This window comes from Mycobacterium sp. IDUB_1, assembly GCF_055419625.1.
The window spans coordinates 77,941-101,918 of record NZ_JBVAYA010000007.1; the positions used below are offsets into that span (position 1 = coordinate 77,941).

Consider the following 23,978-nt stretch of genomic DNA (forward strand, 5'->3'; position numbering starts at 1 on the left):
TCTACGTGGCATCGTCGTCGATCGACAGCCGCGACGGTGACGGCACCGGTGACGGCGCGTCGACCTGTTCAACTGCGCCGACCGGTTCGGCTGCGCCGATCGGGGCGGCCTCGTCGTCGCCGACGGTGTCGAGTGCGCGGCGCGCCTTGCGGCGGTCGTTGACGCGGGCGATCTGGATCGCCACCTCCAGCAGCACGGTGAGCGCCAGCGCCAACGCCAACATCGAGAACGGGTCCGAGCCGGGCGTGGCGAACGCCGCGAAGACGAACAGGCCCATGATGAGCCCGCGCCGCCACGCCTGCAGCCGCTCGTAGGTCAGCACGCCGACCAGGTTGAGCATGACGATCAGCAGCGGGAACTCGAAGCTGATGCCGAACACCAGCAGCAGGTTGATCAGGAAGCCGAAGTACTGGTCGCCGGACAGGGCCGTCACCTGGACGTCGCTGCCGACCGTCAGCAGGAATCCCAGTGCCTTGGACAGCACCACGTAGGCCAGCACCGCGCCGGTGATGAACAGCGTCGCCCCCACCGTGACGAACGCGACCGCGAACCGGCGCTCCCGGCTGTAGAGGCCCGGGGTGATGAACGCCCACAGCTGGTAGAGCCACACCGGGCAGGCCATCACCAGGCCGGCGGTCAGGCCGACCTTGAGCCGCAGCATGAACTGGTCGAACGGTGCCGTGGCCAGCAGGCGGCACTCGCCGTCGGGGGCGATCGTGGCGCGCGCGGACGCAGGCAGAGAACAGTAGGGGCCTCGCAGCCAGTCGCCCAGGCTGGGCAGCCCGAAGGCACCGTGGCTGTACCAGACGAAACCGATGATCGTGGTGAGCATCACCGCGAGGGCAGAGATGAGCAGACGGGTACGCAGCTCGGTGAGGTGCTCGACCAACGACATCGTGCCGTCGGGGTTGACCCGCGACCGGCGTCGACGGGGATCGAGCTTCTTGAAGAGTCCGGGGATCTGCACGACGACGTGGGTTACCTGTCGACAGGCACTCCGATCACGACGCGGTCAGCTCCCGCGTCGCGTCGAGGTGGCGATTCAGGCGGGGCGCTTGTCCGACGACGGCTCGGTGTGCCCCACGGGCCGCTCGGCGTCCGACACACGCTCCGAGGAGATCTGGGTGGGCTGGTCCGACTTGCCGTCGGCCTGCATCTCCTTGATCTCGGACTTGAAAATGCGCATCGACTTACCCAGGGAGCGGGCTGCGTCCGGCAGCTTCTTGGCACCGAAGAGCAGCACGAACACGGCGATGACGATGATCCAGTGCCAGGGTTGTAGACCACCCAATTTGGTTACCTCCAGACGTTGCGGCCGAGTCTACCCGCCGTCGGGGCCCACCCGATAGGCGTCCAGCGCGGCGACGGCCGCCCGCTGCACCCGCTCGGCAAGCGGTTGCGGCTCGAGAACCCGCACCGCGGACCCGAAGCCGAGTACGAACCTGGCCATCCAGTCATCGGAGGCGTAGGTCATCGCGGCGTCGCACGATCCGTCGGGAAACTCGGCCAGCACCCGCAGCGGGTAGTAGTCGAACATCCACGACGCCGACCGGTCCACGCGCAGCGTCGCGGTCGGCAGCGACGGGTCCGCGGTGTCCGGGTCGAACAGTGACGTGTCGGGGCCGGCCTGCACCGCCGGAGGCGGCGGCGCAGACGGTTCGTCGAGCACCCGGGCGTCGACGATCCGGTCGAACCGGAACAGCCGGACGGCCTCGGCGGTGCGGCACCACGCCTCGAGGTAGCTGTGGTCGGCGACCAGCACCACGCGGATCGGGTCCACCACCCTGGCCGACAGCATGTCATGCGAGGCCGAGTAGTACTCGATGGCCAGCGCCCGGTCGCCGCGCACCGCGGTACGGACCGCCGCGGCGGCCTCGCTCTCCGCCGGCGCCGGCTCGTCGACCGCGGTGCCCTCCACCGAGGCGCTGCCCGCCGCGGATTCGATCTTGGCGATCGCGCTGCGCGCGGCTTCCGGATCGACCATGCCGGGCACGTCGACCAGGGCACGCAGGGCCACCAGGATGCCGGTGGCCTCGGGCGAGGTGAGCCGCAGCGGATGGTCGATGCCCGCGGTGAAGGTCACCTCGATGGTGTCGCCGGAGAACTCGAAGTCGATCAGATCGCCGGGCCCGTAGCCGGGCAGGCCGCACATCCACAGCTGGTTGAGGTCGTCGCGCAGCTGTTTGACGCTCACCCCCAGGTCGGCGGCGGCCTCGTCGTAGGTGATCTTCGGGTTGGCCTGGAAGTAGGGAACCATGTTCAACAGCCGGACCAGCCGGGTGCTCAGCGCGGTCATGCCTGCACCTTCTCGACGCCGGCCTGGGCCTGCAGGCGCGCGATGACGTCCTCGCGCAGGGACGCCGGTTCGAGCACCACGGCGTCGGCGCCGTAGCTGGCGATCTCGCGGGCGAGCCGGTCGAACATGCCGACGTCCACGGTGATCTCCTGCCCCAGCCGCCCACCGAGTGTCTTCGCGCCGACCACGGTGGCCTGTCTGCGCAGCGCCGTCGCTCGCCCGTCGGCGACCCAGACCCGGGCCTGCCCGGCCCCGGGCCAGTCCCCCACCACCCGTGCGACGATCTCGCGCAGGTTGACCTCCGGCGGGCGCACCACCGAGCCGGGTTCACCGATCGGCGTCACCTCAGCGCCGATGCGCGAGAGCCGGAACGTCCGCACGGCGTTGCGGTCGCGGTCGTGGCCGACCAGATACCAGCGGCCCCGGTCGGTGACCACCCCCCACGGCTCGACCGTGCGCGTGACATACGGCTCGCTGCGCGACGGCCGGTGCGGGAACTGCACCGCACGCCCGGAGTCGATGGCAGACAACAGGATTCCCAACACTTCCTCGGAGCCGCGCAACCCGGGCAGCGCCGCCGTCGACGTGATCGTCACGTCGAGCTCGTCGACGGCTTCGATCTCCACGCCGGCGGCCCGCAACTTGAGCAGTGCGCTCTGGGTCGCGGTGATCAATTCGGGCGATTCCCACAGCTGGGTGGCCACCGCGACGGCGGCGGCCTCGTCGGCGGTCAGCTCGACGGCGGGAAGCGCATACGCCTCGCGGTTGATCCGGTACCCCTCGGTGGGGTCAGTCGACGACACGCGACCGGTCTCCAGCGGGATGCCGAGATCGCGCAGTTCGTTCTTGTCGCGCTCGAACATGCGGGAGAACGCCTCGTCGCTGGACCCGTCGGAGTAGCCGTAGACGGTCTCGCGGATCCGGTCGGCAGTGATGAACGTGCGCGTCGAGAGCAGCGCGATGACGAGGTTCATCAACCGTTCGACTTTCGAAATCCCCACGGCGTAGAGCTTAGGACGAATCGGCGGTGGGCTCGGACGGCTGTCGCGGCGCGCCATGGCAGCATGAGGCGATGAGCAGCCGCTGGCAGTCCTCCGACCGGCCCCGCGGCGCCGACTACGACGCCCGGTGGGAGCGGCTGAAAGCGGCCGGACGCAGTGTGCACGGCGAAGCCGACCTGGTGGAGTCGCTGCTGCGCACCTGCGGCGGCACCCGGGTGCTCGACGCCGGCTGCGGCACCGGGCGGGTCGCGATCGAGCTCGCCGACCGCGGCTTCTCGGTGGTCGGTGTCGATGCCGATCCCGCGATGCTGACGGTCGCCCGGGACAAGGCTCCCGATCTGCGCTGGGTGCAGGCCGATCTCGTCGACGCCGCCACCGTGGTTCCCGACGAGTTCGACGTGGTCGTCCTTGCGGGCAACGTGATGATCTTCCTCGACCAGGGCACCGAGGCCGCAGTCGTCGCGCAGCTCGCCCAGCGGCTCACCCCCGGTGGGCTGCTCGTGGCGGGGTTCCAGCTCCTGGCGGGCCGGCTGACGCTGCAGCGCTACGACGACATCGCCGCCACAGCCGGTCTGACGTTGATGCACCGGTGGGCGACGTGGGAACAGGCACCCTTCGACGGCGGCGAGTACGCGGTCTCGGTGCACCAACTCACATCGATCACATAGAAGCTGGGTCTACATAGAAGCTCGATCTACATAGAAGCTGGGTCTACATAGAAGCGATGAGCCTCTTGACCCTCTCGTCCACCGACCGGAACGGGTCCTTGCACAGCACCGTGCGCTGCGCCTGATCGTTGAGCTTGAGGTGCACCCAGTCGACGGTGAAGTCACGGCCCGCTTCTTGTGCGGCACTGATGAATTCGCCGCGCAGCTTGGCCCGGGTGGTCTGCGGCGGAGTGTTGACCGCAGCCTCGATCTCCTCGTCCGTGGTGATCCGGGTCGCCAGACCCTTGCGCTGCAGCAGGTCGAACACACCGCGGCCCCGCTTGATGTCGTGGTAGGCGAGATCGAGCTGGCTGATCTTGGCGTCGGAGAGATCCATGTTGTAGCGATCCTGGTAGCGCTGGAAGAGCTTGCGCTTGATCACCCAGTCGATCTCGGTGTCGACCTTCGCGAAGTCCTGACTCTCCACTGCGTCGAGCTGACGGCCCCACAGATCGACGACCTGCTCGATCTGCGTGTTGGGCTCGCGGGTCTGCAGGTACTCCACGGCGCGCGCGTAGTACTCACGCTGGATGTCCAGAGCGCTGGCCTGCCTGCCGCCGGCCAGCCGGACGGGACGCCGCCCGGTCAGGTCGTGGCTGACCTCGCGGATCGCCCGGATCGGATTGTCCAGAGAGAAGTCCCGGAACGCGACGCCGGCTTCGATCATCTCCAGCACCAGCGATGCCGAGCCCACCTTGAGCATCGTGGTGGCCTCGCACATGTTGGAGTCGCCGACGATGACGTGCAGACGCCGGTACTTCTCGGCGTCGGCGTGCGGCTCGTCGCGGGTGTTGATGATCGGGCGCGACCGAGTGGTGGCGCTCGAGACGCCCTCCCAGATGTGCTCGGCACGCTGCGACAGACAGAACGTCGCCGCCTTGGGTGTCTGGAGCACCTTGCCAGCACCGCAGATCAACTGGCGCGTCACGAGGAACGGCAGCAGCACGTCGGAGATCCGGGAGAACTCCCCGGCCCGCACGATCAGGTAGTTCTCGTGGCAGCCGTAGGAGTTGCCTGCCGAGTCGGTGTTGTTCTTGAACAGGTAGATGTCGCCGCCGATCCCCTCGTCGGCCAATCGCTGTTCGGCGTCGATGAGCAGATCCTCGAGCACCCGCTCCCCGGCCCGGTCGTGGGTGACCAGTTGGATGAGGTTGTCACATTCGGCCGTCGCGTATTCGGGGTGGCTGCCCACGTCCAGATACAGGCGCGCGCCGTTGCGGAGGAAGACGTTGCTACTGCGGCCCCACGACACCACCCGCCGGAACAGGTAGCGGGCGACCTCGTCCGGGCTGAGCCGGCGATGCCCGTGAAAGGTGCAGGTCACGCCGAATTCGGTCTCGATGCCCATGATCCGTCGCTGCACCTCATCGAGACTACAAGCTGGTCGGCGCATGCGTGGGCGCCCACGCCCAAGACGCCTGTGGATAACTCCCGGTACGGGGATCTCCGGGTGCCAGCATGAGCCATGGGGGAAATCACGAGAGTTGACGTCCAACGCCTGGCGCAGCTCGCCGACCGCATCGCCGGGATCGCCGACGACATCGAGGCGCTGCGGTGCCCGACGCTCGACCCGGCCGCGCTGCCAGGCTCGGCCGTCGCCGAGGTGACGGGCGCCGCAGCACTCACCGACGAGTTCGACGACATGGTCGCCGGGCTGCGGGGATGGTCGCTGGCCGCCCGCCGATCGGCCGAGGGGTTCGAGCGGGCGGACCGTGACGGCGGCGACCGGCTGGGCGGGTGACGCCGCCGACGCTCACGCAGGCCCAGACGTGGCGGCCGGAGTCACTCGCCGAGCTCGCGCAGCGCTGGGACGCGACCGCGCGCCGCATCGACGACGCCGCCGACGACGTTGCCGCACTGATCGAGTCCAGCCGCGACCACTGGGCGGGGCACGCCGCCGACGCCGCGGCGCAGCGGGCCCGCGAACTCGCGGCCACAGCCGCCGCCCGGGCGCGGGCGTTGGTCGCGGCGTCGGTGGCCGCAAGCGACGGTGGCCACCAGATCGCCTCGGCCAGAACCGATCTGCTGGACATCGTGGAGACGGCCCGGCACGACGGATTCACCGTCGCCGACGACGGGTCGGTGGCCCCGGCCGGTGAGGCGGACCCGCTGCTCGTGTTGCTGACCGGCGGGGATGCCGCGACGATCGCGCAGATCCTCGCCGTGCGCGCCGCGGAGGTGCAGGATCAGATCACCGCTGCTCTCCGACGATTGGCCACCGCCGACGGGGACGCGGCCGCCGACATCACCGGAGCGCTCGGCGCCGACGACAGGACCGATCCGCCCACGACGATGCCGGCCGACGCCGTGAGTGCGTGGCCCAGGATGGGTCAGGATGCGATCGCCGCCCAGATCGCGGCGATGACCGAACAACAGCGCGACCGGTTGGTGGCCGAGTTCCCCCACGAAGTGGGCAACACCGACGGCGTGCCCTGGCCGCTACGGGTCGCCGCGAACCGGATCAACATCGCCGAGGCGATCCTCGCCGAGTCGGGCGACGACGACGGCTCGCGGCATCGACTGGCGCTCTATCGGGAGCTGCTCGCCGAGGTGGACGATCCGAAGCAGGCCGGTGGCCGGATCCAACGCCAGATCCTCGGCTTCGATCCGGCCCGCGCGTCGCTGATCGAGCTGCACGGCGATCTGGCCTCCGCACGGGACGTCGCGGTGTTGGTGCCCGGCGTCAACACGACGATCGACGGTTCGGCGGCCAATGTCGCAACGGCCCGCCGGTTCGTCGCAGGTTCCGGCGGGGAGGTCGCGATGATCACCTATCTGGGTGGCCCGTTCCCGCAGGTCCACAACCCGCTGGCGGTGCTGCTCGACGCGGCCGATCCGCGCACGGCGCTGGACATGGCACCTCGGCTGGTCGCGTTCACCGAGGACGTCGAGCGCACGGTCGCCCCCGGCGTGCTCGTGACGGTCATCGGACACTCCTACGGCGGCTCGATCGTCGGTACGGCCGAGTCGCTGGGCATGACGTCGGACCGCACCCTGTTCCTTGCGGCGGCGGGTGCCGGCGTCGGAATCGACGACCCGGCGGAGTGGCACAACCGCAACCCGAACGTGGTGCGGTTCTCGATGACCGCGCCCGGCGACTTCATCGAGATGGTCCAGGGCATCCCGGGCGGACCTCACGGCGCCGACCCCGACGAGATGCCCGGCGTGATCCCACTGGCCACCGGTCGGTACGACGACGGCAGCCTGGTGGCCGGGTTCAGCGCGCACAGCGGCATGTTGAATCGTCCCTCGGATTCGTGGCGCACGATCCTCGCGGTGATCACCGGGGACACCGCCACGTGGCACCGGGCGCTACTCGATGCCGGCCGCTGATCCCGGGGCTGCAACCCCGGAATCAGGACAAGATCAATCCTGTTGCTTCCCAAGCGATGACGATCACCCCCTCCCCAGTGCTGTGGATTCCGCAGCGCGTTCTGGTCACCCGCTCGGCCGCAGAGCTACCGCATGGCGCCGAGATCATCCGACGGTGCGAAGCCGCCGGCGTGCCGGCGATCGACGTGCTCGCCGGCGATCGGCTCCCGTCACTGCGCGGTGCCGACGAGCGAACGACGTACGCAGCGGCCAAGCGCACGTTGGCCGTGGTCGTGGCGCCGCCGTCGAAGCGCCGCATGCAGCCGATCCCGCCCAGCGCCGACTGGCGGATGGACCTCGCCGAAGGCTGCCCCGGGCACTGTCAGTACTGCTATCTCGCCGGATCGCTGAACGGGCCGCCGATCACCCGGGTGTACGCCAACCTGCCCGAGATCCTGGCCGGGATGGACGACCACGTGGGCCGCGGCACTGTCACGTCAGCCTCGGCTCGCGCCGGCGAAGGCACCACGTTCGAGGCGTCCTGCTACACCGATCCGTTGGCACTCGAGCACGTGACCGGCTCTCTGTCGGCCGCGATCAGCCACGTCGGCACCCACCACTGGGCTGCGCCGGTGGGCCTGCGCTTCACCACCAAATACGACGACGTCGCGCCGCTTCTCGCTCTCCCTCACCGAGGACGCACCAGGGTGCGGGTGTCGGTCAACGCCGGGGAGGTCGCGGGGCGCTTCGAGGGCGGCACCGCCCGCCTGCCGCGCCGCGTGGCGGCGCTGGCCCAGCTCGCCGCGGCGGGCTATCCGGTGGGCCTCACGATCGCTCCGATCATGCCGATCCCCGACTGGCGCAACTCCTACGGCGCGCTGCTGCGATCCGTGGCCGAGGCGACCGCCGGCATTCCCGAGCTCGATCTGACCGTCGAATGCATCACCCACCGGTTCACCGCCGCCAGCAAGGAGGTGCTGACGTCGTGGTATCCGCGCACGAAACTGGAGATGGACGAGTCCGTGCGCACCCGCAAGTTCGGCAAGTTCGGCGCGGCCAAGTACGTCTATCCCAAAGAGACCATGGCGCAAATGCATTCGTGGTTCGACAGCGAGATCGCCGCGACTCTGCCCGCCGCCCGCACGCTGTACTGGACCTGAACCCCTACAGCCCGGACAACCCGACCGTGCCGACACGGCGTCGCACGGCGGCGATCTCGCGCAGGCCGTCGCCGAGTTGGCTGCGATCCAGCGGGGACAGCTCCGAAGACGCGACGATGTCTCCGGGCGGCCGTCCGGCGGTGATCTGCTGGACCTGATGAGCCATCCGCATGCGCTGGAGCATGGTGAACACCTCGGTGAGCGTGCCGGCATCGCGTTCGGTCAGCGCGCCGGCCTGCGCGGCCGCGGCGAGGCGGGTCGGGGTCGCAGCCGAGGTCACCCCGGCGACCAGACCACCCCAGCGGGCGAGGTTCACGATCGGGGTCACAGCGTGGTTCTTGAGGTCGAACGTGCCTCCGCGCCGCGACAGCACGTCACGCAGCGAGCGGGTGCGCATCCGGCCCGACAGCGCGTCGAGCAGCTGCAGCCGCAACGCCTCCGGGTACTGCTCGCGGATGCGGTGGTACGCCGACGGCACGGTGTGCAGCCCCGGATCGCCCCACACGACGCGGCCGTCGATCAGGAGCGAGGAGAACATCAACCCTCGGCCGATCAACGGTTCGGCGAGCCAGCCCTGGGCGGCGGTGCGCCACTCCGATTGCGAGCGAGAGAATTTCGGCTTGTCGGCGGTGGCGCCGTTGCGGTCGGTCGGCAAGCCGGCCTGCGCGAGCAGCTCGTGGACGTCCGCGGCGATCTGCCGGAACCGGCCGGCGTGCACGCCGAGGTCGTCGCGCCATGACACCGCGCTGTCGACGTCGGAAGACGGCATCGCCTCACGGCGCGCGACGCTACCGAGCGTGAGCCAGGCGAATCCCTCTGGTGGCGGGTTGCCCGCTTGTGCGACAACGATTTCCAGGGCGCGCCGCACCAGGCTGTCGACGACCACCGACAGGATGGCGCTGGTCGCCACCGCCTTGGTGCCGTTGCGGAACAGAGCGACAGCCGTCCCGGTGACCTGGCGGCCCACCTCGCGCAACTGGGCGGCGTCATCGGCCGCAGCGATCGAGCGGCGCAGCAGGAAACTCTGTCGCGCCGAGGCCGCCAGCAGGTCGGCGTCTTCGAGGACGCCGAGCACCTCTCCCCGCGGCGTCAGCACCGGCATGTGCCGCAGCCCGCACTCCAGCATCTCCATCAGCACGCTGTCGGCCGTCAGATCCGAGGTGACGGTGCGGGCCGGTGCGCTCATCACCGACGCGATGGGAACGTCGACCGACCGCCCGGCGGCCACCACCCGGGTGCGCAGATCACGGTCGGTGAAGATGCCCAAACTCGAGTCGGGCAAGCGGATCAGGGCGTACGACACGTGGTGGCCGGTCATCTTGATCACCACGTCGCGCACCGTCTCGTCCGGCTGCACCAGCAGGACATCGCCGTGCACCAGCTCGGACACCGGACGGGCATCGGTGGCCGGCGCGATGGTCGCCCGCTCGGCGGCCCGGTTCCATCCCGACGCGGCGAGGAAAGCCAGGCCGGACGGTTTGGCGAACTGCTGCTGCACCAGGGCACCCGGTAGGCGGATCAGCGTACTCGGCGCGGACGTCCTTGCCTGGAAGTCCATTCCGGCGCCGCTGAGCAGAGGCAGGTAGCCGAAGATCCCGCCCGGGCCGACATCGTCGATGAACACGCCGTCCCCGCTGCCGCGCAGCGTGACCAGACCGTCGCGAACCATCCACACCGCATCGGGCACGCGGGATGCGTAATCGGCCACCACGACGTCGGCCGGGAACGTCTCGAGCGCGGCACCCTCGGCCAGCGCGGTCAGCTCATCGTCGGTCGCGGCTTGAAACGGGGTGTGTGCGGCCAGGAACTCGGCCAGCCCGGCCCGGTCAGCCTGCTCGGATGAGATCGGCACACTTCTCCGCCATCGTCATCACCGTGATGTTCGGGTTCACCGCAGGCAGTTTCGGCATCGCCGAGGCGTCCACGACGCGCAAACCCGTGACACCCTTGACCCTCAGCTGCGGGTCCAGCACCGCCATCGGGTCCGTCGGCGCACCCATCCGCGCGGTCGCGGCCGGGTGATAGACGGTGTTGTGGCACTGGTGGATGTAGTCGAGCAGCTCGTCATCGGTGGTGGCACCGGGTCCCGGCGCGAGCTCGCGCGCTATCCAGGGCGCCAGCGGGGACTGTTCGGCGATCCGGCGGGCGAGCTTCACACCCGCGAGCATGATCCTGTCGTCGTAGCCGTCGGGGTCGGTGAAGTAGCGGGGGTCCACGCGGGGACGGTCGCGGAAGTCGCGGGTGCGCAGCCGCACCGTGCCGCGCGAGTGGCCCTGAGTCACGTTGGGCGTCAGACAGAATCCGTTGTCGGTGGTCGGATAGCCGCGACGCAGCGTGTTCATGTCGAATGGCACGCTGCCGTAATGCATCATCATGTCGGGCTGGCTGACACCCTCGTCGATCGTGGTGAACAGCCCGATCTCCCACCACTGAGTGGAGGTCGTCACCATCGGCTGGGCGGCCTCCCAGAACACGAGGCCCTCGACGTGGTCATCGAGGTTGGCGCCCACGCCCGGTGAGTCGACCCGGACGTCGATGCCGATCTCCCGCAGATGCGCCGTGGGCCCGATTCCGGAGAGCATCAACAACTTCGGAGTGTCGATGGCGCCGGCGGTCACGATCACCTCGCGCCGGGCCGCGATGGTGTCGTAACCGGTCAGATCCGGCCGCTGGTACCGCACCCCGGTGGCGCGCAGGGCGTCGTCGAACAGGATCTCCGATACCCACGTGTCGGTTCGGAGCTCCAGATTCTTGCGCGTGCCCAGGATGGGGTGCAGGAACGCGTGCGATGTCGAGTTGCGGATACCGTCCTCGCCGGCATTGATCTGGAACCAGCCGGCGCCGTTGCGCACCGTCTGCCCGCGGTTGAACGACACCGTGGGAAGCCCGACCATCGCGGCAGCTTCGAGAACCGCTGTGCCGCAGGGGTCTTCGGGCGGAACGTCACGCAGCGTCACCGTCTGGGTGAGTCGCTCGACCAGCGGGAGCACCTCGGCGGCGCTCCAGCCCGTCGCGCCCACGGCCGCCCACTCGTCGAGCGCCTCGGCGGGCGGATGGAAGGCGATGCAGGAGTTGTGCGACGAACACCCGCCGAGCACCTTCCCGCGCGCATGGCGCATGAACGAGTTGCCCCGCTCCTGCGGTTCGACGGGATAGTCCCAGTCGTACCCGGAGTCCAACAGGTGCATCCAGTCCGCCAGCACCAGGATCTTGTCGTCGTCGACATCCGACGGACCCGCTTCTATCAGGCAGACCGTGACGTCAGGATCCTCGGACAACCGGGCGGCGAGCACGCAGCCCGCGGTGCCACCACCGGCGATGACGTAGTCGAACACGCCCGTCTCAGCCATCGGTGCGGGCCTCCGCAACCGTCGCGGCAGCATGCGACTCGAGCGTGCCGATGTGGTTGCGGCCCTTGACGGCATACCACAGCAGCCCGGCGCCGAGGATGACGCCGATGTACACGAACGCGCCCCAGGTGTTGTACCAGGGCTCGCCGTAGACGGCGGCTCGCGGCCAGGCGAGGTTCAGTGCCATGCCGACACCCCAGACCACCGCGACGATGTTGACCGGCAGACCCCACTTGCCCATCGTGAAGTAGCCGCCCTCCTTGAGGTCAGCGGGCGGCCACTGTCCCTGCAGCCTCTTCTTGAGCAGCGGACCGGTGACCATCAGGTAGGCCAGGTAGATCATGATGATCGCGATCGAGGTCAGCACCGTGAAGATCTTGGGCTGCTCGATGTTGATGACCAGGATGATCACCGAGATCACGCCGATCGTGACCGCGGGGACGATGGGGGTCTGGGTCTTCGGGTGCACCGTGGCCAACCGCTCGCCGAAGGGCAGCGCGTTGTCGCGTGCCATCGCGAAGGTGAGCCGGATCGCCGCGGTGTGCACGGCCAGCGTGCACACCGTCACCGCCACCACGATGCAGACGAGGAAGATCTTGCCCAGCGGTCCCCACATCACCGACTCGACGATGTACTGCAGCCCGCCGGAGCTCTCCCCCAGCTTCGGGTCCTCGAGGTTCGGCGCGGCCATCACCGCGAACACCAGGATCGCACCGCCGATCACGAACGAGGCCAGGATGGCCCGCAGGATCGCCTTGGGTGCGGTTCGGCGTGGTTCGACGGTCTCCTCACCGAGCGAGGAGGCCGTGTCGAAGCCGTACATCACATACCCCGATGCCAGCGACGCGACCAGGAACGCGCCCAGGTAGCCCATCGACTCCTCGGCGCCGTACCCGTTGGTGGAGAAGAAGATATCGGGGCCACGCTCGATGTTGACGGCCAACAGCACCGCGATCAGCACCGCCGCGATCAGTTCGATGAACACGCCCGCGCTGTTGATCATCGACATCAACCGCACGCCCAGGGCGTTCACCAGCGTGGTGAACGCGATGAGGATCGTGCCGAGAAGCACCGCGTTGGCGGCGTAGTCGTATTCACCGGTGCCATCGCCGATGATCTGGAACCCGCTCCACAGCCTCGGCAGATTGAGTTGGTAGGCCAGCGCCACCGCCGAGATCGTCACGATGGACGCGGTCAGCATCAGCCAGCCCGACGTCCATCCCACGATCCGGCTGGCCAGCTTCTTGCTCCAGTTGTAGACCGACCCGGCGACCGGGTACTTGGCCGCGAGCTCCATGAAGCACAGCGCGACGGCCATCTGGCCGACGAACACGATCGGCCACGACCACAGGTACGCCGGCCCGGCGCTGGAGAATCCGAAGTAGAAGAGCTGGAAGGTACCGGTGAGGATCGAGATGTAGCTGACTCCGGCAGCGAAGCTGGCGAACTTGCCGATGCTGCGGTCCAGGGATTCCTTGTAGCCGAAATCCTCCATGCCGCTGTCGGGGTGGGGATCTTTGATCACCATGCGTGTTGCCCTTCTACTCCGGGACTGCCCTCAGTTAGTGAACCAGCCCGCGGCAGCGGGGGCCGTGTTGTGCCAGATGTGTTTGAGCTCTTGGTATTCGGCCAATCCGGAGGGTCCGAGTTCGCGCCCGTTACCCGACGCACCGAAGCCGCCCCACTCCGCGGCGGCGGTGTAGTAGCCGAAGTCGTTGAGCCACACGGTGCCGTGCCGCAGGGCGCGCACCACGCGCTCGCCGCGCGCCGAATCCGAGGTGCGCACACCGGCAGCGAGCCCGTAGCGGGTGTCGTTGCCCAACGCGATCGCCTCGTCCTCGGTCGTGAAACGCTCGACGGTGAGGATCGGTCCGAACGTCTCCTCGGTGACGATGCGCATCGACCGGTCGCAGTGGTCGAAGATGGTGGGCAGGTAGAAGTATCCATTCGCCAGGGCGGGGTCGTCGGGTCGCTTGCCGCCGCACACCAGCGTGGCCCCTTCCGAAACACCCAGCGCCACATAGCTTTCGACCTTGGCGCGATGCTGCTCGGACACCAGCGGCCCGGTCTCGCTCGCCGAGTCGAGCCCGTTGCCGACGCGGATCGTGGCCGCCCGTTCGGCGAGTGCGGCGACGAAGTCGTCGGCGATGGACTCTTCGAGGATGACCCGGGTGCCCGCAGAACACACTTGACCGGAGTGCAGGAACACCCCGGTGAGGACGTGGTCGACCGCGGCGTCCCAGTCGCCGCTGTCACGGACGTCGGCGAAGACGATGTGGGGATTCTTGCCACCGAGCTCGAGGGCCACCTTCGTGACGTGCGCGGCGGCGGTCGCGGCGATGGTGCACCCGGTCGACAGGCCGCCCGTGAACGAGATGAAGTCGACGTCCGGATTGTCGGTGAGCGCGGCGCCCAACGTTGCGCCGCTGCCCTGCAGCAGGTTCACCACACCGGGCGGCACACCCGCCTCGTCGAGCAGGTGGACGAACGCGATGGTGCTCAGCGGGGTGACTTCACTGGGTTTGGCGACCATGGTGCATCCCGCCGCCAGCGCCGGGGCCACCTTCCACGACATCTGCAACAGCGGATAGTTCCACGGTGCGATGAGCACGCACACACCGATCGGCTCGGCCACCACCCGGCTGATCACCGCAGGGTCACCGACGTCGACGAGCGTGTCGGCCTCGACGCCGATCAGGCGCGCGTAGTAGCGGAACACCGACGTGACGTCGTCGATGTCGATACGACTTTCCGCCAACGTCTTTCCGGTGTCGCGGGTTTCCAGCAGCGCGAGATCTTCCTTGTCGCGCTGCAGCAACTCGGCGATGCGGTGCAGCAGCTCGGAACGCTCGGATGCCGTGGTGGCGCTCCAGGTTCCCTCGTCGAAGGTGGCGCGCGCCGCCGCCACCGCGGCAAGCGCGTCGTCCGGGGTGGCCTCGTCGACCACCGCGGCGACGCTGCCGTCGGCGGGGTTGACGATCTCGCGTGTGCCACCGTCAGAGGCGTGCCGCCAGGCACCACCGATACAGAGGTCAGGTTGACCGTCCATGCCCGCTTCGGCCTCCTCGCCTGGTGTCTCGACGTCGCCAGCGGGGACACTACCCAGTCAGGGCACTGCGCGCGCGGTTGTTCGTCAGGAACGGGCGGGACCGTCACGGTGGCAGGAGAAGAGATTCAGCCTTCGGTGTTCTCTGCCGCAGCCTGCTCGTGCGCACTGCTGTCAGGCGATGCCGGCAGCAGCGCCTCCAGGGCGGCTCCGGTGATGCGGCGGAACGCCCGGCGCGGCCGGTTGGCGTCGAGCACCGCGACCTCCAGGGTGCCCGGGCCGAGTGCGCGCGGTTCACTGCCGTTTCCGCCCGCACCCATCGCAGTCACCGCGGTGGACACGGCATCACTGAGGCTCAGGCCCTCCGAGTAGGACTCGGTCAGTGCGGTCGAGATCGGCTCCGTCGTCCCGCCCATCACCACGAAGTGCGGCTCGTCGGCGATCGACCCGTCATAGGTGATGCGGTACAGCTCGGGCGGCTTGGTCTCGCCGTAGTGGGCCACCTCGGCCACGCACAGCTCCACCTCGTAGGGCTTGGCCTGCTCGGTGAATATGGTGCCCAGCGTCTGGGCGTACACGTTGGCCAGTTGGCGCCCGGTGACGTCGCGACGGGAGTAGGCATACCCCTGCGTGTCGGCGAATCGGATACCACCGCTGCGCAGATTGTTGAACTCGTTGAACCGGCCGACAGCGGCGAAGCCGACGCGGTCGTAGAGTTCGCTGACCTTCTGCAGCGAGCGCGACGGGTTCTCGGCGACGAACAGCACGCCGTCGGCGTAGGCGAGCGCGATCACGCTGCGGCCACGGGAGATTCCCTTACGGGCGAGCTCGGAACGCTCCCGCATCGCCTGCTCGGGTGAGATGAAATAAGGGAAGCTCACAGCTGCTCACCTCTAGCGCGCTCGGCGTCGGGGCCGAAAGTGTCTGCCCGCGAACGACTCTCGATGATCTCGCGGGCCAGCCCGGCGATCTGCTGCTCGGCCACATCGACTGCGCCGTCGGCGGTGATCACCACAGCGGTCGGGTAGATGCCCCTCACCAGGTCCGGACCACCGGTGGCCGAATCGTCGTCGGCGGCGTCGTAGAGCGCCTCGATGGCCACGCGCAGCGCGGAATTGGCGTCGCTCACCCGGGAGTACAGCTTCTTCATCGACGACTTGGCGAAGATCGAGCCCGAGCCGACGGACTGATAACCCTCTTCTTCGACGTTGTGGCCGCCGGCGGCGTCGAACGACACGATGCGCCCGGCTGCCTCCGGGTTCGGATCGTCGAGGTCGTAACCGGCCAGGAGCGGCAGCGCGATGAAGCCCTGCAACGCAGCGCCCAGGTTGCCGCGCACCATGGTGGCCAACCGATTCATCTTGCCAGGGAACGTCAGCGGAACGCCTTCGAGCTTCTCGTAGTGCTCGAGCTCGACGGCGTAGAGGCGGGCGAACTCGACCGCGATGGCCGCGGTGCCCGCGATACCGGTGACCGTGTAGTCGTCGGTGATGTACACCTTCTGCACGTCACGGCTGGCGATCATGTTGCCCTGAGTGGCGCGACGATCCCCCGCCATCAGCACACCGCCCGGGAACTTCAGCGCCACGATCGTGGTGCCGTGCGGCACGATGTCGGTCGGCAGGGCGGTCGGCACCGCGCCGCCCGCACCCGGAAGCAGATGAGGGGCCTGGTGGCGCAGGAAATCGGAGAACGACGACGGGTTCACACCGCCGTGCGACAGGCCTGCGGGCAAGGCGTCAAAGGCTCCCGGTACGGGGTTGGCAGAGGTCTGATCGCGATGCGGCCAGGTCACTGTCCACCCTTCTGCACGTACGCACGCACGAAGTCTTCTGCGTTCTCTTCCAGGACGTCGTCGATCTCGTCGAGCAGATCGTCGGTTTCCTCGGTCAGCTTCTCTCGGCGCTCCTGGCCGGCAGCCGTACTGCCGGTGAGGTCGTCGTCCTCGCCGCCTCCGCCGCCGCGCTTGGTCTGCTCCTGCGCCATCGCTGCCTCCTGCGTCTCTCACTCCAGGCGTGACATCCTCAGATGCCGAGTTGTCCCGCCCGCCGTTCCTTCACACTACCGGTCAGCCACCGGATTGCCGGGGATAGCCCGATCAGTTCGTGAGTTGCTCGACGAGCTCGGCCGCGCTGTCGACCGAGTCCAGCAACGCACCCACATGGGATTTGCTGCCTCGCAGAGGCTCGAGGGTGGGGATGCGCACCAACGAGTCACCGCCGAGATCGAAGATCACCGAATCCCAGCTGGCCGCCGCGATGTCGGCACCGAAGCGACGCAGGCACTCCCCGCGGAAGTAGGCCCGGGTGTCGGTGGGCGGGTTGTCCACCGCGTCGAGCACCTGCTGCTCGGTGACCAGCCGCTTCATCGAGCCGCGGGCCACCAGTCGGTTGTACAGGCCCTTGTCCAGCCGCACATCCGAGTACTGCAGGTCCACCAGGTGCAGCCGGGGCGCGTTCCAGCTCAAGTTCTCCCGGTTACGGAAACCTTCGAGCAGACGCAGCTTGGCCGGCCAGTCGAGCAGGTCGGCGCACTCCATCGGGTCCCGCTCGAGCAGGTCGAGCACGTGCGCCCACGTCTCGAGAACGTTGTTGGCGCGCGGGTCGGGGTCACGGCTGTCGACGAGCTTGGCCACCCGATCGAGGTAGATGCGCTGTAGCGCAAGGCCGGTCAGCTCCCGACCGTCGGCCAGCGCCACCGTCGCCCGCAGGGACGGATCCCTGGAGAGCACATGCACGGCGTGCACCGGACGGGCCAGCGCGAGATCGCTCAGATCGATGCCGACCTGCGCTCCCTCTTCGATGACGTCGAGCACGAGGGAGGTGGTGCCGACCTTGAGGTAGGTCGACGTCTCGGCCAGGTTGGCGTCGCCGATGATGACGTGCAGGCGCCGGTACTTGTCGGCGTCGGCATGCGGCTCGTCGCGGGTGTTGATGATGCCGCGCTTGAGTGTCGTCTCCAGGCCGACCTCGACCTCGATGTAGTCCGAACGCTGCGACAGCTGGAAGCCCGGCTCGTCGCCGGACGGTCCGATCCCGACCCGGCCACTGCCGGTGACCACCTGACGGGACACCAGGAACGGGGTCAGGCCGGCGATGACGGCCGAGAACGGCGTCTGGCGCGACATGAGGTAGTTCTCGTGGGAACCGTAGGAGGCGCCCTTGCCGTCGACGTTGTTCTTGTAGAGCTGCAGTTTCGCCGCCCCGGGCACACTCGCCACGTGACGGGCCGCGGCCTCCATGACCCGCTCGCCGGCCTTGTCCCAGATGACCGCGTCCATCGGGTCGGTGCACTCCGGTGCGGAGTACTCCGGATGGGCGTGGTCGACGTAGAGCCGGGCGCCGTTGGTCAGGATCATGTTGGCCGCGCCGACCTCGTCGGCATCGACGACAGGTGGCGGCCCGGACGAGCGGCTCAGATCGAAGCCCCGGGCGTCGCGCAGCGGGGATTCCACCTCGTAATCCCAGCGCGTGCGCTTGGCTCGCTGGAGGCCGGCCGCCGCGGCGTAGGCCAGGACCGCCTGGGTGGACGTCAAGATCGGATTGGCGGTCGGGTCGGACGGCGAGGAGATGCCGTACTCGACCTCCGTTCCGATGATCCGTTGCATATCGACCAGCGTAGAGGTGCGCCATGATCGGCTCACAGCTGCCCGGTCCGGAATACCGTCGATGAGCTGGGCGGCATGGTGCAATGAGGGCGATCATGATCACCCGATCCGGCGACACCGACCTGCGCTCGGCCGCAGAAGCGTGGTTCCTGCGCCGAGGCCTGCCCGCGGTGCTGCGGCCCGGGACGCTGGTGCGCGGGGTGTGGGCCCGGTCGGCGCCGGCGCTGGCCGCGTTCGGGGTGTGCATGGCGTTCTCCGTCGTGGTCGTCGCGGCGACCGGGAAGCACACGATCGACATCGACGGCACCCCGACCCGCACGGAATGGTTCGTCCTCGCGATCGTGGTGTTGGTGGCGCCGGCGGCCGTGACCGTGGGCCGGCTGGTCTCGCGCATCACTCACCGTCGGCGACGGGAAGCGGTGTCGGCAGCCTCGGTGGCGGTGGCGGGTGTGGCCGCGGTGTTCGGTGGTCCGAGCGCGCGGATCGTCGTGGACGTGGTGGCCGAGGGGGTCGTGATCGGGGTGATCCTGCTGGGCACCGCGACGGGACTGGGGTCGGTGCTCGGCTGGGTCGCCGGCGTGACGCTGCGCAATCTCGCATCGGTGGGCAGCCTGCTGCTGCGGGCGCTGCCGGTGATGCTGTTGACCGTGCTCGTGTTCTTCAACGGTCCGGTGTGGACGATGGCGTCGACGGTGAGCCGGGGCAGGTTGTGGCTGGCCCTGCTGTTCCTGTTCGCCGTGGCTGCGTCGTTTCTGGTGTCCAGCACACTCGGCCTCGCGCGCCCCATCCTGACGCCGGAGGCGAAGCGGCCCGAGCACGCCCAGATGCTCGTCGGCACTCCGTTCGAGTCGATGCCCGATCGGCCGCGACGAGTCCCGCTGTCGCGGCCGGAACGGACGAATGTCGTCTTCGTGCTTGCCCTTTCGCAGATCATCCAGGTGCTGACGGTGGCTGTGGTGACGGGTGCGCTGTTCGGTGTTCTGGGGTTGATCCTGATCAGTCCCGAGTTGCTGGACGCCCTGACCGGCGGCAGCCCCGGCGACGGCCAGCTGCTGGGCATGACACTGCCGATCCCCGAGGCACTGATCCAGCTCACGATGTTCCTGACCGCCCTGACGTTCATGTACCTGGCGGCACGCGCGGTCACCGACAAGGAGTACCGCCGGCAGTTCGTCGACCCGTCGATCGAGGACCTGCTGCTCACGCTGGTGGCGCGTGACCGCTACCGCACGGCGACGGTGACTCCGAATCGTGCGCAGAACGGGGACGTATGAGCGGGCCAGCCGCCGCTACCCGGCAGATCCACGAGTGGTTCCTGCATCGCGGGTTGCCGCTGGTGCTGACGCGGCGGGTCCGCTCCCGCGCGCTGTTCGCCCGCTCGGCGCCGGCGGTCGCCGGGGTCGGCGCACTGACAGCGACCGTTCTTCTGCTGGCCGAATGGACCGGCGAGAGTCCCGACGTCGGACTACTGGTGCGACTGGCCGGCATTGCCGTCGTGTTGGCTGCCGCGCCGTTCGCGCTGGAGGTCCTGCACCGGCGCTCCACCACCGCCGCGCGGGTGGGCCGTCGGACCACGGCCCTGGCGGTGATGGGGATCTTCGTCCTGGCGATGCCCGTCATGGTGTCCGGGTGGTCGGCCGCGGCAGCGGCGGAAGTGCCGGTCTTCCTGACGGTGACGCTGCTGACGATCTGGCTGACCTACATCGGACTGGGCTCGATCGCGCTGTGGGCCTTCCGTTTCGCGTGGGAGCAGGTCGGTGCGCTGGGCACGTTGATGAGCCGGGCGCTGCCGCTGTTGATGCTGACCGTCGTGGTCTACTTCACGGGCGAACTCTGGCAACTGTCAGCCCGCATGACGCGTGAAAGGCTCTGGCAGACGGTCGGATTCCTCGCCGCGGTCGCGCTGGCGTTCATGGTGGCCACGATCCGCGACGAGGTCAGCGCGCTCCGTCAGGACCGGACCCGGCAGTCCGATCCCGCAGCGCTGCTCGCCGACACCCCGCTGGCAGGGCTGTACCCGGGGACGCCGACACCGCTGTCGCGACCCGAGAAGGTCAACGTCGTCGCGGTGATGGTGGTCGCCCAGGCGATCCAGGTGGTGTTGTTCACCGCCGGCCTGTTCGTGTTCTTCCTCGCCCTGGGCTTCGTCACCGTCCCCTCCGACGTCATCGTGCTGTGGTCGGGTGAACAGAGTTGCCCGGTCGGAGTACCGCCCTGCGACGGAACGTGGTTCGGGGTCCACGTGCCGATACCGCAGACGGTCGTGCACATGTCGCTGTTCGTCGCCGTGCTCTCCGGCCTGTACTTCACGGTCAGCACCAGCGTCGACCCGCTCTACCGTCAGCGCTTCTTCGAACCACTGATCTCCGACGTCGCGGTCAGCCTGGCAGGCCGCGACACCTACCTGGCGATGCACCGAGAGGAGTCCAACCCATGAGGAACACCGGATTGCGGGGTAAGCGCTACGGCGAAGTGTTACTGGTCAGCGCCGGTCCGGAGGGTCCTCAGGCAACCGTCTACAACACCTATCCGCTCAACGACTGCCCGCCGGAGCTGTGGAGCCGGCTCGACGCCCAGACGCTGGCCACCGAGCACGGCGCGCTGGCGGCCGTGCTGAACGGGCCGCGCTACTGGTTGATGGACGCCATAGAGAAAGACATGGGCAGGGACCGCGAGATCGTCACGTTCGGCGGGCTGGACATGTACCGGCAAGCGACGGTCACGCTGTCGTCGATGAATCCCGCACCGTACGTACCGAACACGGTGGCGCGTAACGCGGTGTTCGTGTTCGAGCCGGCGCCCCGGTGTTCGAGCTCGTCGACACCGACGGTGGGAACTGGGTGATGCAGACGTGGAGCCAGATCGTCGACCCCGCGCTGGGCTACGACGACCTGCCGGATCTGTCCGACCGACTGACGCTTCCCGAGGGCTGGGTCTACCGCACCCGCACCCTCGAGACCGAACTGCGTGTCGACACCAGCAGTCAGGCCGCCCAGGTGCTCCAAGACGGCCTGACCAACAGCTACTCGCTGCTGAGCTAGAGGTACTGCCCCAGGTTGCTCTCGGTGTCGATGGCCCGGCTGGCACTCGACGACTTCCCGGTGACCAACGTGCGGATGTAGACGATCCGCTCGCCCTTCTTGCCCGAGATACGGGCCCAGTCATCGGGATTCGTGGTGTTCGGCAGGTCCTCGTTCTCGGCGAACTCGTCGACGATCGAGTCCAGCAGGTGCTGGATACGCAGACCCGGCTGACCGGTCTCCAACACGGACTTGATCGCGTTCTTCTTCGCCCGGTCGACGACGTTCTGGATCATGGCGCCGGAGTTGAAGTCCTTGAAGTACATGACTTCCTTGTCACCGTTGGCGTAGGTGACCTCCAGGAACCGGTTGTCGTCGATCTCGGCGTACATCCGCTCGACGACCTTCTCGATCATCGCCTTGATGGTCAGCCGGCGATCGCCGTTGAACTCGGAGAGATCGTCCGCGTGGATCGGCAGCTGCTCGGTGAGGTACTTGCTGAAGATGTCCTGGGCCGCCTCGGCGTCGGGCCGCTCGATCTTGATCTTGACGTCCAGGCGGCCGGGCCGCAGGATCGCCGGGTCGATCATGTCCTCACGGTTGGAGGCGCCGATCACGATGACGTTCTCCAGGCCCTCGACACCGTCGATCTCGCTGAGCAGCTGCGGCACCACGGTGGTCTCCACGTCGGAGCTCACGCCCGTGCCTCGGGTGCGGAAGATCGAGTCCATCTCGTCGAAGAACACGATCACCGGCGTCCCCTCGGACGCCTTCTCCCTCGCGCGCTGGAAGATCAAGCGGATGTGTCGCTCGGTCTCGCCGACGAACTTGTTCAGCAGCTCGGGACCCTTGATGTTGAGGAAGTACGACTTCGCCTCCCGGGCGTCGTCGCCACGCACCTCGGCCATCTTCTTGGCCAGCGAGTTGGCCACCGCCTTCGCGATGAGCGTCTTACCGCAGCCGGGGGGACCGTAGAGCAGCACACCCTTGGGCGGGCGCAGCGAGTACTCCCGGTACAGGTCCTTGTGCAGGAACGGCAACTCGACGGCGTCACGGATCTGCTCGATCTGCCGCGTCAGGCCGCCGATGTCGTGATAGCTGACGTCCGGCACCTCTTCGAGCACCAGGTCCTCGACCTCGGCCTTGGGAATGCGCTCGAACGCGTAGCCGGCCTTGGTGTCGACCAGCAGAGAATCACCGGGACGGAGCCGGCGCGGCTGATCGTCGCCGAGGCTCGGGTCCTCGACGTCGGGCAGGTGCTCGGCAGCCACGAGCGGCTCGGCCAGCCACACGATGCGCTCCTCGTCGGCGTGACCGACGACCAGGGCGCGGTGCCCGTCGGACAGGATCTCGCGCAGCGTGCTGATCTCGCCGACCGATTCGTAGTGGCCCGCCTCGACCACCGTCAGCGCCTCGTTCAGGCGAACGGTCTGGCCCTTCTTGAGCACCTTGGTGTCGATGTTCGGGGAGCACGTCAGCCGCATCTTGCGACCGGAGGTGAAGACGTCGACGGTGTCGTCGTCCTGGACCCCCAGCAGAACGCCGTAGCCGCTGGGCGGCTGACCGAGCCGGTCGACCTCCTCACGCAGCGCCAGCAACTGCTGGCGGGCCTCTTTGAGGGTGTCCATCAGCTTGGCGTTGCGGGCCGCCAGTGAATCGATCCGCGCCTCCAGTTGATGGACGTCGCGCGCGGCCCGCGCGCTGCTCTGCGGGCCCACCGCACCGTCTAGCTGTTCGCGCAGGATTGCGGCTTCCCGACGGAGCTGCTCCAACTCGGCAGCGTCCTCAGGGGACAGCCTTCTCTCGGGGGATGTTCCGGAATGCTCGGTCTCACTCATTCTGAGCTCCTTTCCCACACCGGGAGTTGGTGCGGTAACAACTTCAACGCTACCGGCGATTCAGCCATTGTGTGTGCTCTAGGAATTCGACACACCAGCAACACTGTTAGCCTCTGTACATCAGTTCGTCCGAACGGAAGGACCGTCGTGACCCTCAAATCCCTCTTTACCAGCGTGACCGCTGGGACCGCAGCAGCCGCACTCGCGGGTGCCGCGGCCGTGGGTGTGACCTCGATTGCAGTCGGTGCGGGCGTGGCCTCCGCCAACCCGGTCGTGGTCAATGCGCCGCTCGCGCCGGCGCCGGATCTGGCCGGTCCGCTGTCGGCGACCTTGAACGCGCTGATGGCGCCGGGGTCATTCGGCGGCAAGGCTTCTTACATCCAGGGTGGCCTGCGGGTTCGCGATACGGTGCTGGCCGACGCGGCGTACAGCCGCGCCGCTGCCAAGGGCTTGTTCCCGCTGAGCTTCACCATCGCAGACATCGACCAGAACGGTGACACTGCAACGGCGAACGTGACCGCCACCTCGGCCACAGGCGCGGTCACGACGCAGCCGCTCACCTTCGTCGCTGGCCCCAGCCCGTCCGGTTGGCAGCTGTCGAAGAGCTCCGCTGTGAACTTGGTGACCGCCGCAGGCTGAGC

Annotated in this window: 21 protein-coding genes and 1 pseudogene; 8 read left to right on the forward strand and 14 right to left on the reverse strand. The window is 68.3% G+C overall.

Annotated features, from left to right (window positions below; genetic code table 11):
- Position 1 precedes the first annotated feature (1 nt).
- The 4 genes from tatC to ACZYYX_RS28195 all read right to left on the reverse strand — a co-directional run bounded on the left by tatC (position 2) and on the right by ACZYYX_RS28195 (position 3,297).
- Complete coding sequence (gene tatC / locus ACZYYX_RS28180; protein ID WP_463818126.1) at positions 2-967, reverse strand: twin-arginine translocase subunit TatC; 966 nt, start codon at positions 965-967, stop codon at positions 2-4.
- Between the two features lie 75 nt (positions 968-1,042).
- Complete coding sequence (tatA, locus tag ACZYYX_RS28185; RefSeq protein WP_335330418.1) at positions 1,043-1,291, reverse strand: Sec-independent protein translocase subunit TatA; 249 nt, start codon at positions 1,289-1,291, stop codon at positions 1,043-1,045.
- Between the two features lie 30 nt (positions 1,292-1,321).
- Positions 1,322-2,296: a helix-turn-helix transcriptional regulator gene (locus ACZYYX_RS28190; RefSeq protein ID WP_463818127.1), complete on the reverse strand. Its 975-nt coding sequence runs from the start codon at positions 2,294-2,296 to the stop codon at positions 1,322-1,324.
- The gene (locus ACZYYX_RS28195) at positions 2,293-3,297 is read right to left on the reverse strand and encodes a helix-turn-helix transcriptional regulator (protein ID WP_463818128.1); all 1,005 of its coding nucleotides are present in this window, start codon (positions 3,295-3,297) and stop codon (positions 2,293-2,295) included. The genes ACZYYX_RS28190 and ACZYYX_RS28195 overlap by 4 nt, the downstream gene beginning before the upstream one ends.
- Positions 3,298-3,368: 71 nt before the next feature.
- On the opposite strand from ACZYYX_RS28195, the gene ACZYYX_RS28200 reads away from it, so the two are divergent.
- Entirely contained in the window at positions 3,369-3,965 is a 597-nt protein-coding gene (locus ACZYYX_RS28200; protein WP_463818129.1) for a class I SAM-dependent DNA methyltransferase, read from the forward strand.
- 43 nt (positions 3,966-4,008) lie between these two features.
- On the opposite strand, the gene pafA is transcribed toward ACZYYX_RS28200, so the two are convergent.
- Positions 4,009-5,367 (reverse strand): Pup--protein ligase, encoded by a 1,359-nt coding sequence (gene pafA, locus ACZYYX_RS28205; RefSeq protein WP_463818130.1) that lies wholly within the window; start codon positions 5,365-5,367, stop codon positions 4,009-4,011.
- 102 nt (positions 5,368-5,469) lie between these two features.
- Here pafA and ACZYYX_RS28210 point away from each other — a divergent pair, with 102 nt between their 5' ends.
- The 3 genes from ACZYYX_RS28210 to ACZYYX_RS28220 are packed head-to-tail and all read left to right on the forward strand — an operon-like array spanning position 5,470 to position 8,476.
- Positions 5,470-5,745, forward strand: a complete 276-nt coding sequence (locus ACZYYX_RS28210) for a DUF7162 family protein (RefSeq protein WP_463818131.1) — start codon at positions 5,470-5,472, stop codon at positions 5,743-5,745.
- On the forward strand, positions 5,742-7,337 hold the full coding sequence (locus ACZYYX_RS28215) for an alpha/beta hydrolase (RefSeq protein WP_463818132.1): 1,596 nt from the start codon (positions 5,742-5,744) through the stop codon (positions 7,335-7,337). Before ACZYYX_RS28210 ends, ACZYYX_RS28215 begins: the two co-directional genes overlap by 4 nt.
- Before the next feature lie 56 nt (positions 7,338-7,393).
- Positions 7,394-8,476, forward strand: coding sequence for a spore photoproduct lyase family protein (locus ACZYYX_RS28220; protein ID WP_463818133.1), 1,083 nt, complete (start codon positions 7,394-7,396; stop codon positions 8,474-8,476).
- Between the two features lie 4 nt (positions 8,477-8,480).
- Here ACZYYX_RS28220 and ACZYYX_RS28225 read toward each other — a convergent pair whose 3' ends face one another.
- From ACZYYX_RS28225 to dop, 8 genes are all read right to left on the reverse strand, one after another.
- Complete coding sequence (locus ACZYYX_RS28225; protein ID WP_463818134.1) at positions 8,481-10,328, reverse strand: putative nucleotidyltransferase substrate binding domain-containing protein; 1,848 nt, start codon at positions 10,326-10,328, stop codon at positions 8,481-8,483.
- Complete coding sequence (locus ACZYYX_RS28230) at positions 10,303-11,826, reverse strand: GMC family oxidoreductase (protein ID WP_463818135.1); 1,524 nt, start codon at positions 11,824-11,826, stop codon at positions 10,303-10,305. The genes ACZYYX_RS28225 and ACZYYX_RS28230 overlap by 26 nt, the downstream gene beginning before the upstream one ends.
- Positions 11,819-13,354 carry an APC family permease gene (locus tag ACZYYX_RS28235; protein ID WP_463818136.1) on the reverse strand — a complete coding sequence of 512 codons (1,536 nt, stop codon included), beginning with the start codon at positions 13,352-13,354 and terminating at the stop codon, positions 11,819-11,821. Before ACZYYX_RS28235 ends, ACZYYX_RS28230 begins: the two co-directional genes overlap by 8 nt.
- Before the next feature lie 30 nt (positions 13,355-13,384).
- The gene (locus ACZYYX_RS28240; RefSeq protein WP_463818137.1) at positions 13,385-14,875 is read right to left on the reverse strand and encodes an aldehyde dehydrogenase family protein; all 1,491 of its coding nucleotides are present in this window, start codon (positions 14,873-14,875) and stop codon (positions 13,385-13,387) included.
- 125 nt (positions 14,876-15,000) lie between these two features.
- The gene (prcA, locus tag ACZYYX_RS28245; RefSeq protein ID WP_463818138.1) at positions 15,001-15,753 is read right to left on the reverse strand and encodes a proteasome subunit alpha; all 753 of its coding nucleotides are present in this window, start codon (positions 15,751-15,753) and stop codon (positions 15,001-15,003) included.
- Positions 15,750-16,667: a proteasome subunit beta gene (prcB, locus tag ACZYYX_RS28250; RefSeq protein ID WP_463818139.1), complete on the reverse strand. Its 918-nt coding sequence runs from the start codon at positions 16,665-16,667 to the stop codon at positions 15,750-15,752. Before prcB ends, prcA begins: the two co-directional genes overlap by 4 nt.
- A complete protein-coding gene (locus ACZYYX_RS28255) occupies positions 16,664-16,858 on the reverse strand; it encodes a ubiquitin-like protein Pup (protein ID WP_046365221.1) in 195 nt (64 codons plus the stop codon). Before ACZYYX_RS28255 ends, prcB begins: the two co-directional genes overlap by 4 nt.
- A 112-nt stretch (positions 16,859-16,970) precedes the next feature.
- Complete coding sequence (gene dop / locus ACZYYX_RS28260; RefSeq protein ID WP_463818140.1) at positions 16,971-18,479, reverse strand: depupylase/deamidase Dop; 1,509 nt, start codon at positions 18,477-18,479, stop codon at positions 16,971-16,973.
- 95 nt (positions 18,480-18,574) lie between these two features.
- Between dop and ACZYYX_RS28265 the strand changes: the two genes are divergently transcribed.
- From ACZYYX_RS28265 to ACZYYX_RS28275, 3 genes and pseudogenes are all read left to right on the forward strand, one after another.
- Positions 18,575-19,753, forward strand: coding sequence for a hypothetical protein (locus ACZYYX_RS28265; protein WP_463818141.1), 1,179 nt, complete (start codon positions 18,575-18,577; stop codon positions 19,751-19,753).
- A complete protein-coding gene (locus ACZYYX_RS28270) occupies positions 19,750-20,916 on the forward strand; it encodes a hypothetical protein (RefSeq protein WP_463818142.1) in 1,167 nt (388 codons plus the stop codon). The genes ACZYYX_RS28265 and ACZYYX_RS28270 overlap by 4 nt, the downstream gene beginning before the upstream one ends.
- Positions 20,913-21,520: pseudogene (locus ACZYYX_RS28275) on the forward strand (hypothetical protein). Before ACZYYX_RS28270 ends, ACZYYX_RS28275 begins: the two are co-directional and overlap by 4 nt.
- On the opposite strand, the gene arc reads toward ACZYYX_RS28275, so the two are convergent.
- Positions 21,517-23,337, reverse strand: coding sequence for a proteasome ATPase (gene arc / locus ACZYYX_RS28280; RefSeq protein WP_463818143.1), 1,821 nt, complete (start codon positions 23,335-23,337; stop codon positions 21,517-21,519). The pseudogene ACZYYX_RS28275 and the gene arc overlap by 4 nt on opposite strands.
- A 147-nt stretch (positions 23,338-23,484) precedes the next feature.
- Here arc and ACZYYX_RS28285 point away from each other — a divergent pair, with 147 nt between their 5' ends.
- Positions 23,485-23,976, forward strand: a complete 492-nt coding sequence (locus tag ACZYYX_RS28285; RefSeq protein ID WP_463818144.1) for an MTB12 family secreted protein — start codon at positions 23,485-23,487, stop codon at positions 23,974-23,976.
- The last annotated feature ends 2 nt before the right edge of the window (positions 23,977-23,978 follow it).